This window comes from Mannheimia sp. ZY171111, from assembly GCF_017750945.1.
Lineage (GTDB): Bacteria > Pseudomonadota > Gammaproteobacteria > Enterobacterales > Pasteurellaceae > Mannheimia > Mannheimia pernigra.
The window spans coordinates 219,453-234,880 of record NZ_CP046532.1 but is presented as its reverse complement, the minus strand read 5'-3'; the positions used below and the strand labels follow the sequence as shown (position 1 = coordinate 234,880).

Genomic DNA, 15,428 nt, shown 5'->3' with positions numbered 1-15,428 from the left:
CATTAGATATAAGGAACGCCATATGAAAAACGATCTTAACTACGCAGCAGAACTTATCCGTCAAGCAGACGGCATTTTAATTACCGCAGGGGCGGGGATGTCGGTGGATAGCGGTTTGCCTGATTTTAGAAGTGTTGGCGGATTTTGGAATGCTTACCCACCACTTAAAAAGTTTGATTTGCAATTTATGGACATTGCCACACCGCTTGCTTACCAACAACGTCCTGAGCTTGCCAAATGGTTTTTCGCTCACCGCCTAAATCAATATCGCCAAGCCGAACCGCACGAAGGCTATGCAATTCTCAAACGTTGGGCAGAAAGCAAAAAGCACGGCTATTTTGTGTTTGCCAGCAATGTGGATGGGCATTTCCGTAAAGCAGGCTATTCCGAAGCCCGTATTTATGAATGTCACGGCACATTAGAGCGTTTGCAATGTGTGGCAAATTGCCAAAGTAAATCGTGGTGGTCTTACGGTTATCAACCGATAACTGATGATGAAAACTGCGTGGTCTTAAACGAAGCCCCTCGTTGCCCCGACTGTGGCGGTTTGGCTCGCCAAAATGTATTGATGTTCAACGATTGGAGCTATGCCGAAGGTTACCAATTTGGCAAAGAAGCTTTATTAAATGAATGGCTAGGCAAAACGGAGCGACCAGTGGTGATTGAAATCGGTGCAGGCAAAGCCATACCAACCGTGCGTAATTTTTCCGAACGCACCGCCAAACAGAAAAGAGGAGGTTTAATTCGAATTAACCCGATAGACGCAGGCGTGCCGAAAATGCACTTTTTAAGTTTGGAAATGGGCGGATTGGAGGCGTTGAAAGCGATTGATGAGGTTTTAAAATAAGATATTTTCTATTAAAATCAAATGGTTAAAATAATTTTGCTTGCTTGCTTGCTTGCTTGCTTGCTTGCTTGCTTGCTTGCTTGCTTGCTTGCTTGCTTGCTTGCTTGCTTGTTATTATTGTGTGAGAATTAAACATCTTTTCAATATGGAGTTATATTATGGAAGCCTCTACAACTATCAGAAAAATGCTGGCAAGCGGTCAAATTATCGTGCCAAGTTATCAACGAGCTTATGCTTGGGAAAAAGACAAACAGGTTAGTCAATTTTTGCAAGATCTGGAAGAATATCGAAAAAGCAAGGCAAGTTCCCCTTACTATTTTGGACACTTCTTATTTGAAGATAAAGGTAATGATACCTTTCACATCGTAGATGGGCAGCAACGCCTGACAACAATAGTTATTTTTGTGACTGCACTTTTTCAGCGTTTGAAGGAAATTCACAATGTAAAAGAAATAGCTGCATTACCAATTAAACTGCAAGCTAAATATGGTGAAATGGTGCAGTATTATCATCAAGATCGATTCCAAACCGTTGAGTATGATAGACGATTATTTAAAGATGCTATTATTGACGGTGTAGTAGGTGCAGTGCCTGAACTGAGTAGTGTAGATACTGAATCTAAGCGTCGTTTTTTACAAGCATTTCAATATTTTAGTGTTTATTTCTCACATTGCGAGGAAGAACAATTATTACATTTATTGGATATTGTAAGTGATGCATCTTGTACTACTCACGCCGTAAAAGATGAAGCCGAAGCCATTCAAATGTTTATTTTCCAAAACAATCGTGGGAAAAAACCAACTGATTTAGAAGTTATAAAAGCAGAATTGATGTTTTATGTACATCTCTATGGCACAGCAGAACGAGATAACTTATTAAAAGAAATCAAAGATCGCTTTGAAACCATATATAAATCAATTTCGGCTATTGAATATAAAATCAGTGAAGATGATGTTCTGCGCTACACTATTCGAGTTTATGGAAATTCATTAAATGCCTTGAATGAACTGACTCCACAAAAGTGGATTGCAAAACGATTAAATGAAGCAGACAAAGACATGGAGGAAAAATCGGGTATTCAGTTTATTCGTGAGTTTGTATTAGAGCTTTCTCTCAGTTTTGAAAATCTAAAACAATTTTTTACCAAAGATGAAAAATCTGTACATAAAATCCACTCTTTCGTTTCACTTGGTGATTTAGGTGCAGTAATGCCATTTGTATTAAAAGCCTATAAATTTAATCTCGGCTTAGAACAAAAATCAGCATTATGTGAAGCATTAGAATCTATTTTACTTCGCCATAGATTAGCTGGAACAAGAGCAGATTTAACAGCAAGACTAAAAAATGTATATCAGAGTTTTAATGCCAGAAATACTAGTATTGACCCCATTCTAACACTTATCAATGAATTGAAAACTTGTGATGAATGGTGGTGGAATTACTGGAATAATAATGTAATTAAAACTGCGTTAAGTGGAAATATTTATAACCCTATCGCAAAATTCCTTCTGTGGAAATATGAAAACTATTTAGAGTCAAAAAATGCCAATGGCTATGAGCTTACTCGCTTTGAAGAGGTGAAAAGCCCAGAATTAGAGCACATTTCGCCTAAAACGCCAAAAGATCAATCAGAGATCGCAACTGGATATGATGAGTACGATAACGAATTTAATGCAAACTACCTACATTGCTTAGGTAATTTAATGTTAATTTCAAAATCTCAGAATTGCTCTATTGGGAATCAGTCATTTGAAGATAAGCGTAATAGCTATAAGAATAACCGTTTGGCACAGCAGAGAGAAATTTTTGCTATGACGGAAAAAGATCCTAAATGGAAAAAAGAAGAAATTCAGGCAAGACGAGATAAGATTATTTCATTTTTAATGAGCATTCTGTAACTCTCCTCAATTTATAGCGGTGCAACTTTGCAAAAAATCTGCAAAACTGCACCGCTTATTTTTTTCCTTTTCCCGACTTTTCAATCCTACTATTAGCCTGTTTAAGTACATTCTTCCATTCTTATACTTTTGCTAAAAATCTAGAATTTTTATGCGAAACAAAATAACGCATGAGTGTGTATCATCCTGATATCTAACACCATAGGAGTAAAAAATGAAAAAATACTGTTTAACTGAAAGTACAGAAGAAGTAGATGGAAAAACTGTCTATCAAATTCAAGCATTAATTGATATTCCAAGCATAGATATAAAGAAAGGTGATCTTGGTGGTTATGTTGAGGGCGAGCATAATTTATCTCATGAAGGAGATGCGTGGATTTATGATACAGCATTGGTAATGGATAATGCTAAAGTTTATGGAAGTGCGCAAGTTCGTTATAGTAAATTAACAGACAATGCTGAGATTTTTGATAATGTTCGTATTGTTTATGAAAGTGAAACAGAATCTGAGCTTGAATATACTCAAGTATGGGTTGGAGAAGATGCTAAAATATATGGTGATGTTATGCTCCGTAATAATAGGAGGCTTCATATTTTGGGTAATACTAAAGTGTATGGTAGGACTATTTTCTGTAATAATATAGAAATTAATATTAGTAGAAATGTTGAGATTTTTGATGTTAATTTTAGTGACAATGTAAAAGTAGATGTTTTTGATAACGCTAAAGTTTTGGATTCTATACTGGCGTATAATCATTATATAGACATATATGAAAGTGCTGTAATTAAATCTTCTAGAATTCAGTTTAATCAATATTTATATATTAAAGGAAGTGCTTATATTAATGGTTTGGTCAGTAATTCCTGTAATTTATCGTTAGGGGATTATCTTAAAATATATGGAAAAATTTGTGGAACACCAAAGCTAGAAGGCAAAGTTTATATTGGTCAAGATACTTTAATAGATGATAGTTTGATTGTTTCTGGAAATGGACGGCTGAATGGTTCTATGTTGAAAATTGATAGAATATATTTACCGGATAATGCAGATATTGATAGTAATGGTGCAGTGTTTTTTGTAAATTATATTAGCGATCTTAGTAGAAGTATAACAGTTTATCATAATCAGAATAACGGTTTGTCTGTTGGGTTTATTATTAATTCTACAGATTATGATAATAAACGCTATTTTGCTACTTTGGATGAGTTTAGAGAGTTTTTACAAGAAAATGCTAATCAAGATGAGATTGAGGATATTAATTTGATATTAAAGATTGCTGAGAAGAGGATCTTAAATAGGAAGTTACCTATGGTTATTGAAAATATTGAGAGTTAGAAATTATTGGATTCTTCTAATTTGGGTTAGAGAAAGCGGTGCAATCTTGCAAAAATTCTGCAAAATTGCACCGCTTATTTTTTCCTTCCCCGACTTTTAAATCCCACCATTAGCATGTTCAAATATATTCTTCCATTCTTATGCTATGGCTAAAATCTAGCATCTTATGCGACACAAAATAACGTATCTTTACCTAGAATATCCCTATCTCACAAAACAGGAGTAGCAAATGAAAAAGTATTGTTTAATTGAAAGTGATAAAGGCGATGATAAGCAAAAACTCTATCAAATTCAGGCGTTGCGAGATTTTACGACAAGTGATGGTCACGAAGTGAAAGTCGGTGATCTAGGCGGTTTCATTAGCGGTGAGCATAATTTGTCGCAAGAGGGAAATTGCTGGGTGGCGAATAGTGCGGAAGTATGGGATCAGGCTTATGTCTCCGAAAATGCCTATTTGGGAGGTTTTTCTCGCTTATATGATCAAGCACAGTTATATGGCAATGCTCGGGTTACAAGAGGGAATATTGGTGATAATGTCAAAATTTATGGTAATGCTCAAGTTTCTGTAAAGGGACAGATTTCAGACCATGTAGAAATTTTCGGGAATGCTGCAGTATGCGGAAAAAACACTCGTATTTGTGGTTCCGTGAAAATTTTTGAAAATGCCCGTGTGGGTGGAAATGCTATTGGAAAAATTTGGATTTCTGATAATGCTCAGATTTATGGTAATGCTCAAATTGAAGCAAATTGCCATATTAAAGGAGATGTGGAAATTTGGGGAAATTCGATCATTCAAGGTAATCGAATCAGGATTGAAGATAATGTCAAAATCTGTGGGGCGGAAATTAGTGGTAGTAATGATTTTTTCGGTAATACTCGGATTATTGGTGAAAATATTGTGATCAATGATGGTGTTAATTTGGGTAGTAATGCCTTTATTCAATCTCAAAATGATTTTTTGCAAACAAAAATATTTTCGGATTTTCTAGAATATTTAACAGCATATAAAACAGAAAATGGATTTGAAATTCGTTATAACAATGAGCCTTTCTCACCGACACAAATCCGAAATGCCTTAAAGGCTTATTCAGAATATGAAACGGCAATTAAATTAGCAAAGTCACGCATTTTGGGAGGTTTCTAATGAAATATCGTTTAACTGAAAATACTGTAGAGTATCAAGGAAAAACACTTTATCAAATTGAATCATTAAGAGACTTTTCATTTTACCGAAAAGGTGCTTGGGAACATTCTGTAAAAGAGGGAGAGCTAGGAGGTTGGATTGAAAAAGAAGAAAACCTTTCTCAGCAAGGTAATTGTTGGATAGCCGAAAATGTTTATGTCTTTGGTAGTGCCAAAGTCGAGCATAATGCGATTATTACAGGCAAAGGCATTATTCACGGAAATGCAAGAGTATTTGGTCGGGCTTGGATTTATTGTGAAAATCACTATAAATTTGATATATCTGATCAAGTAAAAATCTATGGTGATGCTTTTATTTGTGATGTAAATCTGACAATGAAAGATAATGCAAAAATATATGGTGATGCTGAGGTAAACGGATATTACTCATCACTTTCTATGTCTAATAATGCTATTTTTTGTGGTGGTAAGACGAATAGTTCGGAAAATGGATGTATTTCTTTACGAGATAATGCCGAAGTGCGTGGCGGTTGGTTGAATAATAGTTGCTCAGTATATGGTAATGCAATTATCTATGGTGGGGGGATTCACGATAATGCTGAAATTTACGGCAATGCTAAAATTTATGATTCAGACATTTGTGGTGAAGCGAAAGTGGAAGGCAATACCGAAGTGAAGTTTGATACCAATATCGGTAGTAATGCTTATCTTTGTGGCAATGCGATTGTGGAACGAGATGAGGATGTGATGACATTCTCGAATATCGGCACACTGGCACTGTTACAAAATGAAGAAATAGAAGATATGAAGCATCTCACTTTTTTCCGAGCCAGCGACAAAATGCAGATGACGATTGGAAATCGTTTTTACGATGATCCGGAAAAGTTTTTACAGCATACCAAACTCTTTTGCCAAAATTTACAGGCAATGCTCGAAATGGCAGAACAGCGGTTTGGTTATTCGGAGAAATTTTAATGAAAGCTGATTTCACTCAATGGGTCATTAATGGTTTTATCGCCTTGCCAGAGGTACAAAAACAGCAGCCGATTGTGGAATATAAAGGTAACAGCATTATTATTACATCAAAGTTATGGGATAAACATTTAAGTTTACAATTTATCAAGCATTCCAATACCCATTTTGAAGGTAGTTATTGCTATCAATTTACCTTAGAAAATGGCGAGAGATTTTTTGATATGCCGATAAGTGTTGATTGTTTAATGTGCAAAGAAAACGGTAAGTTTTATGATCTCGGTTGGATAAATCAAACCCGATTTGATGCTCCTAAAACCTTATTCTGTGAAAGTATGCTTGTGCCACTATTAGTTCCGATTTATCGCCAGCTGACCTTAAAGAAAATTGTTTGGGGAACCAGCGGTGATAATTCATATCAATATGCGATGTTTGATCATACGCTCAATACTGATGAAATTGACCCAGAACAGACTATGGAAGCGTACTTCTCCATTGAAAAATGGAGCTATCAAGATTTTTTAAATAATGAGAGTGTAAAGAGTAAGGAGAATTAAAATGGAAAAATTACCGAGAATTGTTGTATTAACTGGTGCAGGCATTTCCGCCGAGTCAGGTATCCGCACATTCCGAGCCGAAGATGGCTTGTGGGAAAATCATCGGGTGGAAGATGTCGCCACGCCGGAAGGCTATAAACGGGATCGGGAATTAGTCCAACGCTTTTATAACGAACGCCGCCGTAAGCTGTTTGAGCCCGAAGTGCAACCGAATGCCGCCCATTTGGCATTGGCTAAATTGGAAGAAAAACTCGGCGAAAATCTGCTGATTGTAACCCAAAATGTCGATAACTTGCATAAGCGTGCCGGTTCGAAAAATGTGATTCATATGCACGGTGAATTGCTGAAAGTCCGCTGCCCAAACAAAGGCACGGTCTATGACTGGCAAGGCGATGTGACGGACGAAAGTCGCTGTACTTGCTGCATTCAACCGGCAAGATTACGTCCGCATATTGTCTGGTTTGGCGAAATTCCGTACCAAATGCTAGAAATTGATGAGGCGATTTACGATTGCGATATTTTCGTCTCAATTGGTACATCGGGTAATGTGTATCCTGCCGCCGGTTTTGTGGAAAAGGCAAACCGTTGGAAGTCACATACCATTGAACTCAATTTAGAGCCGAGTAAGGTTAAAACGGCGTTTAAAGAAGCTCGTTACGGTAAAGCCACAGAGATTGTGCCGCAGTTTGTGGATGAGATTTTAGCTAGATTAGAAGAATAGGGGATAAAAGCGGTCGGTTTTTTGTAAAAATTTGCAGAAAATCGGCCGCTTGCATTCTTTATCAGAGGTAATGGGAGATTTAAAAGAGCGAGAAGCAATCAAATTGTTCAATAAGTTTCCCTATTTACGTAAGCATAAATTGTGGGCAAGTACTTTTGGGCAAAAGTTTACTGCGTAGACACTGTAGGTATTAATGCAGAAATGATAAGGACGTAGGTGAAATATCAGGGAAAAGCACGAATTAGAAGATAAACAACTTCATTTATCAGATATATACAAATTCGGCTGCTATGAATTCGAATATTAATCGCCCCCTACTGGGCTTTTTACTAAAAGTTAGCATTAAATCATACTAAATATTGCTCGAATATAGTGTGCGACAGCTTCATCTTTATTGTAACCAATGACTTCATTATTTGGTAACGCTGCTTTTAAACGAGGATCGGCATTTGCCATTAAACACCCTTTACCAGCTAGGCTCAACATCTCTAAATCATTCATTCCATCGCCAAAAGCAATGCAGTCTTGCAGAGTATAACCACGTAATTTTACTAATTCTTCCAACGCATTTGCTTTACATACGCCTTTTGCCATCACTTCAAGACAGAGTAACGCTGAATAGGTCATCTGTACCATATCGCCATAGGTTTCTCTAATATAATGCTCAATTGGCACTAAGGCTTCAGGTGTTCTACCAATAAAAAAGACTTTCTCTGTTTTTCTACCGTGGTGGTCGCCAAAATTAACCACTTGATAACTAAACCCAGAATCTTGATGAAAATTTTTTAACTCTGGGATCGCTTTATTAATAAACCATTCATCGCCTTGATAACTGTTTAAGCAAACATTCTGGTTATCAAATTCAATATTCATTAATTCAAAAGCAATATTCTCAGGCAAATAGTGGCTGACAATTTTTTTACCATCTAAATTATTTGCTCTTGCGCCGTTTGAGGTAACTAACATTGCATTTTCAACATTTATTTTGCGGATAATATGAGAAACATCAGGGTAATTTCGACCAGTCGCAAAAAAGATATCTACGCCTTGTTGAGATAGTTTTTCTAAGGTATCAATCGTAAAATTGCCAATTTTATGATTGGCATTTAGTAAAGTACCATCAAGATCGGAAATAATGGCACGAAATGGTTGAGTCATAGTTGATCCTCATCAGTAAAATTATTTAAAAAGGCTATCAAATTTGAGTTGAAATTTCAAAGAGAATAACAATATTGAAGTATTTTTTCATTTTATGAAAAAACGGGTTAAAAGTTAAAATATCATATTTATTTGTGATATTGATTAATTGTTTTAGATTGATGGGGTGATTTGGATTTTTAATCTAATATATTGATTGTACACGATATAAAACTCTAAATAGATGATCTATTAGTGGAGTTTAAACGGTTGCGTAAAGAGAAAAATGCTATTGACATTGGTCTGTATAAAGCTAATATAAGCCTTACGACTGAATAACAATGCAAACATAAACACACAATATGGAAAAATTTACCTTACTTCGACTCTCTCTGTTATCGCATTTTGTGCGAGCATAAAGATTGTCTAGAGATGTAAATGAACTATCCAGATTCTTGCCCGCACTCAATATGCGGGTTTTTTTATCCCGAAATAACAAAAGAAAATGAAGGTTTTATTATGAGTAACAATAACATTATTATTTTTGATACTACACTACGTGATGGTGAGCAATCGTTGAAAGCAAGTTTGACGGTAAAAGAGAAACTACAAATTGCACTTGCTTTAGAGCGTTTAGGTGTTGATGTAATGGAGGTGGGGTTTCCTGTGTCTTCAGCAGGGGATTTTGAATCGGTGCAAACAATTGCTCGCCATATTAAAAATAGTCGTGTAGCAGCACTTTCTCGTGCAGTACCAAAAGATATTGATGCTGCTTATGAAGCCTTAAAAGTGGCTGAGGCCTTTCGAATTCATACCTTTATTGCTAGTTCTGCTTTACACGTTGAAGCTAAATTAAAACGTTCATTTGATGATGTCGTTGAAATGGCGGTAGCTGCGGTTAAACGTGCTAGAAGTTATACCGATGATGTTGAATTTTCGTGCGAAGATGCAGGGCGTACAGGCATTGATAATATTTGCCGTATTGTAGAAGCCGCAATTAATGCAGGTGCAACAACAATAAACATTCCTGACACTGTGGGTTTTTGCTTGCCAAATGAATACGGTAATATTATTCATCAAGTGATGAACCGTGTACCAAATATAGATAAAGCCATTGTTTCGGTACACTGCCATAATGATTTGGGAATGGCAACGGCTAATTCTTTAATGGCGGTACAAAACGGAGCTAGACAGATTGAGTGTACTATCAATGGAATAGGCGAGCGTGCAGGAAATACGGCATTAGAAGAAGTGGTAATGGCAATTAAAACTCGTCAAGCGTTTATGGGGGTGGATACTCGTATCAATACTCAAGAAATTCATCGAGTAAGCCAAATGATAAGCCAGCTTTGTAATATGCCCATTCAGCCAAATAAAGCGATTGTGGGAAGTAACGCATTTGCTCATTCATCGGGCATCCATCAAGATGGTATGTTGAAAAATAAAAATACCTATGAAATTATGTCGCCTGAAACAATTGGCTTGAAAAAAGAGAAGCTAAACTTAACTGCTCGTTCAGGACGTGCTGCAGTGAAAGGGCATATGGCGGATATGGGTTATACCGAATCTGATTATGATTTAGATAAACTCTATGATGCTTTCTTACAACTTGCTGATAAGAAGGGGCAAGTATTTGACTATGATTTAGAAGCACTTGCCTTTATTGATATGCAGCAGGGCGATGAAGATAGATTATCACTTGATGTAATTACTACTCAGCTTATTAGTGGCTTACCTGCATCAGCGTTTGTGCAAGTGGAGTTAGATGGCGTTCGCCAAAGTGCTACTTCACAAGGCGGTAATGGCCCCGTTGATGCTACTTACAATGCGATTATGAACATTGTGGGTATGGAGCTAAAAATGTCTCACTATAATCTAACTGCAAAAGGAGAAGGGGCGGAAGCATTGGGGCAGGTTGATATTGTGGTGGAATACGAAGGCAGAAAATTTCATGGCGTTGGTTTAGCAACAGATATTGTAGAGAGTTCAGCAAGGGCATTAATTCACGCTATCAATGCGATTTATCGTTCACAAAAAGTAGCGAATTTAAAGCCTAAAAAATAATAATTTTATTAGGGTCAATGACAATTTGCTCTTTATTTCTTCTTCGTTTACAAGCGGTCAGATTTTTTGAAATTTTTGCAAAATTTAGCTAAAATCTGACCGCTTGTTTTTGGTTATCAAAAATAAAAAGATGAAAGAATTTTAAATTAATTGGAACTATTATAAAAATGCATTCTCTAAAGAGTAGTGCAATGGAATTGACACATTATAAATTATAATTAGGAGAGTCCGCAGTTGAGCGAGCAGATCACCGACCAAGAGTTAGTCGAAAAAGCACAAAAAGGTGATAAAAAAGCATTTAATTTACTTGTAGTACGCTATCAAAATAGAGTTGCGAGTTTACTGACTCGTTATGTAGCAAGAGACGATATTCCTGACATTGTTCAAGAATCTTTTATTAAAGCTTACCGCTCTTTAGAGTCTTTTCGTGGGGAAAGTGCTTTTTACACTTGGCTTTACCGTATTGCAGTTAATACTGCAAAAAATCATTTAACGTCTTTGGGCAGAAGGCCACCTAAAGAGGATATTTTAGCAGAAGATGCTGAAAGCTATGATGTCGGTGCTCAGCTTCGTGAAAGCGATACACCTGAAAATTTAGTGTTATCGGAAGAATTAAAAAAAGTTGTATTTGATACGATTGAAAATTTACCTGAAGAGCTTAAAATTGCTATCTGTTTAAGGGAATTAGACGGTTTAAGCTATGAAGAAATCGCAGAAGTGATGGAGTGTCCGATAGGAACAGTACGTTCACGTATTTTCCGTGCAAGGGAAGCAATTGATGCGAAAATCAATCCACTTATGCAGTAAGTAGAATTAGTTTTAGAAATCTCGAAAATCATTGGAGACAATTATGCAACAACGCATTATTCAACGCGAATACCTTTCTTCTTATATGGACGGGCAAGATGTTGATAGAGAGTTTGTAGAGACTTTAACCCATAGCACAGAATTACAGCAAAAATGGGCAAGTTATCATACTATTCGCAGTGTGATGCAAGGCGATGAAATCATTTTAGGTGCGGATTTTTCTGCCCAAATGGAAGCCTTACTTGAGAACGAAGAAATTAAATCTCAAAATACTGCGGAAAAACCAAAAGGTTTATTACTTAAACTTAAACGTTGGAGTACACCTATTTTACAAGCAGGTATTGCTGCCTCGGTGTGCTTAGTGGCAGTAATTGGCGTAAATTCAATGAACTCTAGCGAAGGCATTGCTCAAACTCAGCAACCTGTGTTACAAACGTTTCCTTTTAGTAATTCTGTTGAGGCGGTAAGGTACACTGCTTTAGTACAAGAGCAGCCAACTACTGAACAATTAGAAATTCAGCAACGCAAAATTAATGCGTTGTTGGAAAATCACGAGTTACAACGCCGTACAAATAATTTGCAAAATACTTTGCCAGAAGAAAAACAGAAAGCCCAAACTTCAACTTCTTCTAATTAGATTAGTAAAGTAGAACGGAATGAACTAAAAGAAAAAATTAAGAAAGCTACATAATTAGTAATTATGTAGCTTTTTGTATGGCAAATATAACGAAAAATAGAAATAACTTACAAATAGCGAAATAATTTTAATTTTGATAAAATGGGCACAATTAATTTGATTTGAGAATAAATATGTTTATTAAGATAATAAAATCTTTTTTGATGTTCATAGCTATTTTCACTTGTTCTGGTTTTGCTTTGGCAGCAGATACAGGGATAAAAACACCTTTATCATATTTAGCGTCAATGGCTGAAGCACATAAAAAGTCGAATTATGAATTACTTTATATTTTTCAGCAAGACAGCAACGTAGGATCTTTCCGATTGCGTCATATATTTACTGATAAAGCGTATGCCCAATTATTAAACCTCGATCATAACCGAGAAGAAATTATCCTAAAAGGTAACAGCGTTAGTTATTTAGGATACAATTTTCGGCCTTTTAGCTTAAATAGCCACCATATTTTAGATAACCTTCCTAATGTTCTTTACGCAGATTACCATAACTTAAAAGGGTATGTTTTTTTAGATTTGGGTAAAGATCGTATTTCAGATAGAGTGACGAAAGTCATTCGCATTTTACCAAAAGATACTTTCCGTTATTCTTACACGCTTTGGATTGATGAAGAAACCAATTTGCTACTTAAAAGCCAATTACAAAATGAAGACAATATTGTGTTAGAAGAATTTCGAGTATTACAGCTTTATCAATCTCCAGAGCTTGAAATGATTGCAAATGCGATTAACTCTTTAATGTTGCCGTCCTTAACCTCTCCCCCAAAAGAAGAGGTCAAATTGCCTTATGATTGGGATATTAAAGAACTACCAACAGGTTTTGAGCTAGTACAGAACCAAACAGTAACAGGGGCAACCTATCAATTTGACAGTGAATATGTAGATAGCCGTTTATATAGTGATGGTTTATCTAGTTTGACAATTTACGTTATGCCTAGTCAGGGGGCTAATTTTGATGAATATGCTTGGCGACAAGGTAAATTAACCATTTTAAACCAGACAATTAATGATAAAGATATTGTTATTATTGGCGATGTACCGCTACAAGTAGCTAAGCAGATTTTGAAAAATATTCAGTTTAAAGAAGGAGCATCGCAATGATGATAGAAGAAGCCAGTGTGGTTGAATATCGTAATGGTATTGCGATTGTACAATGCAACGCAAAAAGTGCTTGTGGTGCTTGTTTGGCTCGTACTGCTTGTGGTTCAAAAGCATTATCCGCTTTAGCTGGTGAAAAAATGGCTCCTCGTTTTAGTATTCGTGTCGACGAGCCGTTAAAAGTGGGAGATAAAATTCAGTTAGGTTTAGCTGAAAATACGCTACTGAAAAGCGTTTTTTTAATTTATGGGATACCTTTGCTTGCTTTAATCATCACAGCGGTCGGATTTTCACAATTTTTTGCAAATGAACTTATCGTTTTATTCGCAATGTTGATTTTTACAGCAATAAGTTTCTGGGGGGTAAAGAAATTAATGGATAAACGCAGTCAGCAAATCCATTTTTCGCCCATCTTTTTAGGTAAAGTTTAGGAGATTTGAATGGACAAAATATGGCTTAATAATTACCCGCCTTACTCGCCAAAAACCATTGAGGTGAATCAATATGAATCATTAGTTGATATGTTTGAAGCCGCAATAAAACGCCATCTAGATATTCCAGCTTATATTAATATAGGGCAAATTCTAACCTTTCGTAAATTAGAAGAACGTAGCCGTGCTTTTGCTGCTTATTTACAAAATGAATTACGTTTAGAAAAAGGTGATCGTATTGCGTTAATGATGCCCAATTTATTGCAATATCCAATCGCCTTATTCGGTGCTTTGCGTGCAGGGCTCGTTGTGGTGAATGTCAATCCGCTTTATACGCCCCGTGAATTAGAGCACCAACTTAACGACAGTGGTGCAAAGGCGATTGTAATTATTTCCAACTTTGCGGCAACTTTAGAAAAAGTGGTATTTAATACGAATATAAAACACGTTATTTTAACTCGAGTAGGCGATCAGCTCTCTTTTGGTAAGCGTACTTTAGTGAATCTCATCGTTAAATATATTAAGAAATCAGTTCCCAAATATAAGTTGCCTCACGCTGTTAGCTTTAGAGCAGCCTTAAGTATTGGCAAGAAAAGGCAGTATGTAAAACCGTATATTTTAAGTTCTGACCTCGCCTTTTTACAATATACAGGCGGTACAACTGGTGTGCCTAAAGGTGCAATGCTAACGCATCAAAATCTCATTGCCAATATGATGCAAACAAAATGGATTGTAGATCCACTATTAGGTAACGCTAAAAATATGATTGGTGCTACTGCCTTGCCGTTATACCATATTTTTGCATTATCTTTGAACTGTCTCTTATTTCTTGAACTAGGTATTACAGGATTATTAATTACAAATCCTCGTGATATTCCAAGCCTTATTAAAGAATTAAAGAAATATAAAGTATCTATTTTTACAGGGGTAAATACACTATTTAGTGCATTACTGAATAATCAAACACTAAAAGAAGTGGATTTTTCATCCTTAAAATTAAGTGTTGGCGGCGGGGCTGCAATTCAAGCTAATGTGGCACAAGATTGGTACGATTTAACAGGCTGTCACATTATTGAAGGCTATGGCATGACTGAATGTTCGCCTGTTATTAGTGCAACACGTAGTGATTCAGTAGAATATTCAGGCTCAATAGGTATTCCTTTGCCAAATACAGATATTCGCATTGTAGATGCTGAAGGTAATGAGCTACCTTTGGGCGAGCAAGGCGAGTTATTAGTTAAAGGCCCTCAAGTGATGCAAGGGTATTGGAATCGCCCAGAAGAAACGGCAAAAGTATTAAATGATGGCTGGATGGCAACAGGCGATATTGTTGTAATGGGTGAAGATCTTAATTTACGCATCGTTGATCGTAAAAAAGATATGATCCTTGTTTCTGGTTTTAATGTCTACCCAGCTGAAATTGAAGATGTTATTTCACAAAATCCAAAAGTGAATGAAGTTGTTGCTATTGGTGTGCCGAGTGAGCTTTCTGGTGAAAGTATAAAAATTTTTGTGACGAAAAAAGATGAAAGCTTAACCTGCGATGAACTACGTCGTTATTGCCGTCAATTTTTAACTGGCTATAAAATTCCACGTGATATTGAATTTCGTGATGAACTACCTAAAAGTAATATTGGAAAAATTCTTCGCAACGTACTAAGAGATGAAGAATCAGCAAAATCAAACGTTAATAACGCTTAAATAACATAATTAAGGAGCTTACA

General features: G+C 36.2%; 14 protein-coding genes and 2 pseudogenes. 14 read left to right on the top strand and 2 right to left on the bottom strand.

Features of this window, described 5'->3' with window-relative positions; translation table 11 throughout:
* The first annotated feature begins 22 nt into the window (after positions 1-22).
* Positions 23-847 (top strand): Sir2 family NAD-dependent protein deacetylase, encoded by an 825-nt coding sequence (locus tag GM698_RS01100; protein WP_176812424.1) that lies wholly within the window; start codon positions 23-25, stop codon positions 845-847.
* Here the strand turns inward: GM698_RS01100 and GM698_RS10725 are convergent.
* A pseudogene (locus tag GM698_RS10725) lies at positions 839-958 on the bottom strand (hemagglutinin); the annotation flags it as partial. The gene GM698_RS01100 and the pseudogene GM698_RS10725 sit on opposite strands and share 9 nt — an antisense overlap.
* 47 nt (positions 959-1,005) lie before the next feature.
* Between GM698_RS10725 and GM698_RS01095 the strand changes: the two are divergent.
* From GM698_RS01095 to GM698_RS10540, 7 genes and pseudogenes are all read left to right on the top strand, one after another.
* Positions 1,006-2,745 carry a DUF262 domain-containing protein gene (locus GM698_RS01095; RefSeq protein WP_209289508.1) on the top strand — a complete coding sequence of 580 codons (1,740 nt, stop codon included), beginning with the start codon at positions 1,006-1,008 and terminating at the stop codon, positions 2,743-2,745.
* A 214-nt stretch (positions 2,746-2,959) separates the two neighbouring features.
* The gene (locus GM698_RS01090) at positions 2,960-4,081 is read left to right on the top strand and encodes a hypothetical protein (RefSeq protein WP_176812426.1); all 1,122 of its coding nucleotides are present in this window, start codon (positions 2,960-2,962) and stop codon (positions 4,079-4,081) included.
* Between the two features lie 229 nt (positions 4,082-4,310).
* Positions 4,311-5,225, top strand: coding sequence for a hypothetical protein (locus GM698_RS01085; protein WP_176812427.1), 915 nt, complete (start codon positions 4,311-4,313; stop codon positions 5,223-5,225).
* Positions 5,225-6,199: a hypothetical protein gene (locus GM698_RS01080; protein ID WP_176812428.1), complete on the top strand. Its 975-nt coding sequence runs from the start codon at positions 5,225-5,227 to the stop codon at positions 6,197-6,199. Before GM698_RS01085 ends, GM698_RS01080 begins: the two co-directional genes overlap by 1 nt.
* Complete coding sequence (locus tag GM698_RS01075) at positions 6,199-6,753, top strand: hypothetical protein (RefSeq protein ID WP_176812429.1); 555 nt, start codon at positions 6,199-6,201, stop codon at positions 6,751-6,753. Before GM698_RS01080 ends, GM698_RS01075 begins: the two co-directional genes overlap by 1 nt.
* Before the next feature lies 1 nt (position 6,754).
* On the top strand, positions 6,755-7,474 hold the full coding sequence (gene cobB, locus GM698_RS01070; RefSeq protein ID WP_176812430.1) for a Sir2 family NAD+-dependent deacetylase: 720 nt from the start codon (positions 6,755-6,757) through the stop codon (positions 7,472-7,474).
* Between the two features lie 55 nt (positions 7,475-7,529).
* A pseudogene (locus GM698_RS10540) lies at positions 7,530-7,684 on the top strand (transposase); the annotation flags it as partial.
* Positions 7,685-7,816: 132 nt separating this feature from the next.
* On the opposite strand, the gene GM698_RS01065 reads toward GM698_RS10540, so the two are convergent.
* Positions 7,817-8,632, bottom strand: coding sequence for a Cof-type HAD-IIB family hydrolase (locus GM698_RS01065; protein ID WP_209289507.1), 816 nt, complete (start codon positions 8,630-8,632; stop codon positions 7,817-7,819).
* 498 nt (positions 8,633-9,130) lie between these two features.
* Between GM698_RS01065 and leuA the strand changes: the two genes are divergently transcribed.
* The 6 genes from leuA (at position 9,131) to fadD (ending at position 15,405) form a co-directional block, all read left to right on the top strand.
* Positions 9,131-10,675 (top strand): 2-isopropylmalate synthase, encoded by a 1,545-nt coding sequence (gene leuA, locus GM698_RS01060; protein ID WP_176812431.1) that lies wholly within the window; start codon positions 9,131-9,133, stop codon positions 10,673-10,675.
* A gap of 234 nt (positions 10,676-10,909) precedes the next feature.
* Complete coding sequence (rpoE, locus tag GM698_RS01055; RefSeq protein WP_176808175.1) at positions 10,910-11,482, top strand: RNA polymerase sigma factor RpoE; 573 nt, start codon at positions 10,910-10,912, stop codon at positions 11,480-11,482.
* A gap of 43 nt (positions 11,483-11,525) precedes the next feature.
* Positions 11,526-12,119 carry a sigma-E factor negative regulatory protein gene (locus tag GM698_RS01050; protein ID WP_209289506.1) on the top strand — a complete coding sequence of 198 codons (594 nt, stop codon included), beginning with the start codon at positions 11,526-11,528 and terminating at the stop codon, positions 12,117-12,119.
* A gap of 203 nt (positions 12,120-12,322) precedes the next feature.
* Complete coding sequence (locus GM698_RS01045; protein WP_238336828.1) at positions 12,323-13,276, top strand: MucB/RseB C-terminal domain-containing protein; 954 nt, start codon at positions 12,323-12,325, stop codon at positions 13,274-13,276.
* Positions 13,273-13,704 (top strand): SoxR reducing system RseC family protein, encoded by a 432-nt coding sequence (locus tag GM698_RS01040; protein WP_209289505.1) that lies wholly within the window; start codon positions 13,273-13,275, stop codon positions 13,702-13,704. Before GM698_RS01045 ends, GM698_RS01040 begins: the two co-directional genes overlap by 4 nt.
* 9 nt (positions 13,705-13,713) lie before the next feature.
* The gene (gene fadD / locus GM698_RS01035) at positions 13,714-15,405 is read left to right on the top strand and encodes a long-chain-fatty-acid--CoA ligase FadD (RefSeq protein ID WP_209289504.1); all 1,692 of its coding nucleotides are present in this window, start codon (positions 13,714-13,716) and stop codon (positions 15,403-15,405) included.
* Positions 15,406-15,428: the final 23 nt, after the last annotated feature.

What these genes read in the sequence shown, in the direction of transcription:
- GM698_RS01100 (WP_176812424.1), top strand. Translation starts at nt 23, where the DNA reads ATGAAAAACGATCTTAACTACGCAGCAGAACTTATCCGTCAAGCAGAC.
- GM698_RS01095 (WP_209289508.1), top strand. Translation starts at nt 1,006, where the DNA reads ATGGAAGCCTCTACAACTATCAGAAAAATGCTGGCAAGCGGTCAAATT.
- GM698_RS01090 (WP_176812426.1), top strand. Translation starts at nt 2,960, where the DNA reads ATGAAAAAATACTGTTTAACTGAAAGTACAGAAGAAGTAGATGGAAAA.
- GM698_RS01085 (WP_176812427.1), top strand. Translation starts at nt 4,311, where the DNA reads ATGAAAAAGTATTGTTTAATTGAAAGTGATAAAGGCGATGATAAGCAA.
- GM698_RS01080 (WP_176812428.1), top strand. Translation starts at nt 5,225, where the DNA reads ATGAAATATCGTTTAACTGAAAATACTGTAGAGTATCAAGGAAAAACA.
- GM698_RS01075 (WP_176812429.1), top strand. Translation starts at nt 6,199, where the DNA reads ATGAAAGCTGATTTCACTCAATGGGTCATTAATGGTTTTATCGCCTTG.
- cobB (WP_176812430.1), top strand. Translation starts at nt 6,755, where the DNA reads ATGGAAAAATTACCGAGAATTGTTGTATTAACTGGTGCAGGCATTTCC.
- GM698_RS01065 (WP_209289507.1), bottom strand. Translation starts at nt 8,632, where the DNA reads ATGACTCAACCATTTCGTGCCATTATTTCCGATCTTGATGGTACTTTA.
- leuA (WP_176812431.1), top strand. Translation starts at nt 9,131, where the DNA reads ATGAGTAACAATAACATTATTATTTTTGATACTACACTACGTGATGGT.
- GM698_RS01050 (WP_209289506.1), top strand. Translation starts at nt 11,526, where the DNA reads ATGCAACAACGCATTATTCAACGCGAATACCTTTCTTCTTATATGGAC.
- GM698_RS01045 (WP_238336828.1), top strand. Translation starts at nt 12,323, where the DNA reads ATGTTCATAGCTATTTTCACTTGTTCTGGTTTTGCTTTGGCAGCAGAT.
- GM698_RS01040 (WP_209289505.1), top strand. Translation starts at nt 13,273, where the DNA reads ATGATGATAGAAGAAGCCAGTGTGGTTGAATATCGTAATGGTATTGCG.
- fadD (WP_209289504.1), top strand. Translation starts at nt 13,714, where the DNA reads ATGGACAAAATATGGCTTAATAATTACCCGCCTTACTCGCCAAAAACC.